This window comes from Heliobacterium mobile, from assembly GCF_009720735.1.
Lineage (GTDB): Bacteria > Bacillota > Desulfitobacteriia > Heliobacteriales > Heliobacteriaceae > Heliobacterium > Heliobacterium mobile.
The window spans coordinates 1-318 of record NZ_WNKU01000150.1; the positions used below are offsets into that span (position 1 = coordinate 1).

1 rRNA gene is annotated in these 318 nt (G+C 52.2%); it reads right to left on the reverse strand.

The window, feature by feature from the left end:
• Positions 1-71, reverse strand: a 5S ribosomal RNA gene (gene rrf / locus GJ688_RS20220); the annotation flags it as partial.
• Positions 72-318: the final 247 nt, after the last annotated feature.

The window sequence follows — 318 nt, forward strand, 5'->3', positions numbered from 1 at the left end:
TCGGCGCAGGAGGGCTTAACTTCCGTGTTCGGGATGGGAACGGGTGTGACCCCTCCGCCATTGCCACCAGATCAGTTGTAGTTGTTGAGGTCTGTCCGGTTCATCACCGGAATAAGGATTTTACTACACCCGGTTGAGCTTTTCAACCGGTAAGTTTCTCCAGTCCCTCAAAATCAAACAGTTGTGTCGCATTGCGTGCGCTCGACCTCGACATCTCACTGCATAGAGGTGATATCCCTTTGCCAGTAAACTAGCAAGGTTCATCCTCTACCGTGACGAGTCTCCATAGAAAGGAGGTGATCCAGCCGCACCTTCCGA